This window comes from Aeromicrobium sp. (assembly GCF_014378035.1).
GTDB lineage: Bacteria > Actinomycetota > Actinomycetes > Propionibacteriales > Nocardioidaceae > Aeromicrobium.
Genome location: NZ_JACMOM010000357.1, coordinates 1 through 1,959, shown reverse-complemented (window position 1 = coordinate 1,959; position 1,959 = coordinate 1). Strand labels below are relative to the sequence as shown.

Annotated in this window: 2 protein-coding genes; both read left to right on the top strand. The window is 65.7% G+C overall.

All coding sequences use genetic code 11. The features are described from left to right. Window positions 1-166 precede the first annotated feature (166 nt). Window positions 167-919, top strand: coding sequence for a hydrogen peroxide-dependent heme synthase (hemQ, locus tag H7290_RS18850; protein WP_290515560.1), 753 nt, complete (start codon window positions 167-169; stop codon window positions 917-919). Next, window positions 919-1,959: ferrochelatase (locus tag H7290_RS18845; RefSeq protein WP_290515559.1), on the top strand; the 1,041-nt coding region annotated here is incomplete at its 3' end. The genes hemQ and H7290_RS18845, both read left to right, overlap by 1 nt.

Below are 1,959 nucleotides of genomic sequence, written 5' to 3'. Positions count from 1 at the left end.
TCGCAGGAATCGCACTCGGAGCGGCGACCGTCGTCGGCATCATCGTCTGGTTCGGTGCCTCCGCCGTCGCTAAGAACCGTTAGTTTCGATCAACCCGGTTCGGCTCGTTCACAGGAACCGCACGGCAGGTTTTGGTACCCGGCGCAATTCGGAGCAAACTAGACCCATGACTCACCCGGCTGCCGGAGAGGCAGTAACCAGCGTCCAGCCCACCCATCCCACCGATTCCGAGGGACCCGCGGCCTCGCCGCAAGGGTTCGCCCTCTTTACCGTTCTGCGAAAAGACCCGCACAACCCCGACGACCTCGACGGTCGCGACGTACCACACGCCGTGAATGAGCTCGACGACGTCGTGGCCCTCATCGAAGCCGAAGGCGTCACCGTGCGCGGCTTCTACGACGTCTCCGGTCTCAAGGCCGATGCCGACGTCATGATCTGGACCCACGCGCCTGAGGCCGAGACCCTGCAGTGGGCCAACCGCGAGCTGCGCCGCAGCCGCCTGCTCAAGAGCCTGCTGCCGACGTGGAACGCCATGGGAGTGCACCGCGACGCTGAGTTCAACAAGAGCCACGTGCCGGCATTCTTGAGCGGCGTCGCGCCGAAGGCTTGGATGACCATTTACCCCTTCGTGCGCAGCTTTGAATGGTACCTGCTGCCCGACGAAGACCGCAGCCGGATGCTCGCCGACCACGGCCGCAAGGGCGCCGCCTACCGCGGTGCAATCGCCAACACCGTCTCCGCCTTCGCCCTCGGGGACTACGAGTGGCTGCTGCCGATCGAGAGCGACGAGCTCACCGAGCTCGTCGACCTGATGCGCGGCCTGCGCGACACTGAAGCCCGCCGCCACGTGCGCGAGGAGATCCCGTTCTATACCGGACGCCGCATCTCCACCGCCGAGCTGGTCGAGGTGCTTCAGTAATGACCGCTTACGACGCAGTGCTGCTGGCCGGTTTCGGCGGACCCGAAGGCCAGGACGACGTGATCCCATTCCTCCGCAACGTGACCGGAGGCCGCGGCATCCCCGAGGAACGCCTCGAAGAGGTCGCCACGCACTATCGCCACTTCGGCGGCATCAGCCCGATCAACGACCAGAACCGCGTGCTCAAGGCGGCACTGCAGGTGGAGCTCGACCGGCGCGGCATCGACCTGCCGGTCATCTGGGGCAATCGCAACTGGGCGCCCTACCTGAAGGACACGATCAGCGAAGCCCACGACAAGGGTCGGGATCGCCTCCTCGCGATCGCCACGAGTGCCTACAGCTCCTACAGTGGATGCCGCCAGTACCGCGAAGACTTCGCCAAGGCCCTCAGCGACACCGGTCTGACGAACGTCGTGCACATCGACAAGATCCGCCAGTTCTTCGACCACCCTGGTTTCGTGACCCCGTTCATCACCGGCGTGACCCAGGGACTGGCTGACGTCGTGGCAGCTGTCCCCGGCATAAACGTCGACACCGAGGTCGAGATCCTGTTCTCGACCCACTCCATCCCGATGACCGATGCGAACAAGAGTGGCCCGCCCGAGCGCGGCTTCAGCGAGGGCGGTGCCTACGAGGCCCAGCACCGCGCCGTTGCCCAGGTCGTCATGGACTCCCTCGTGGAACCGGACGATTCCTCGGTGCCGCTCAAGACGCAGTGGCAGCTTGTCTACCAGTCCCGCAGCGGCCCGCCCAGCATGCCGTGGCTCGAACCCGACATCAACGACGCGATCGCCCTGCTGCCGGCCCGCGGTATCCGTGCCGTCGTCATCGTTCCGCTCGGTTTCGTGAGCGACCACATGGAGGTCATGTGGGACCTCGACAACGAAGCGATGGAGACGAGCGAGAAGTTCGGCATCACGGCGGTGCGTGTGCCGACCCCCGGTGTGTCGCCCGACTTCGGCAGCGGCCTGGTCGACCTGATCGAGGAACGCCTGAACGACACCCCGGTGGAAGACCGCCCGGCCGAGACCACTCTCGGA

Coding starts and splice junctions, on each gene's coding strand:
- hemQ (WP_290515560.1), top strand. CDS start 167: ATGACTCACCCGGCTGCCGGAGAGGCAGTAACCAGCGTCCAGCCCACC.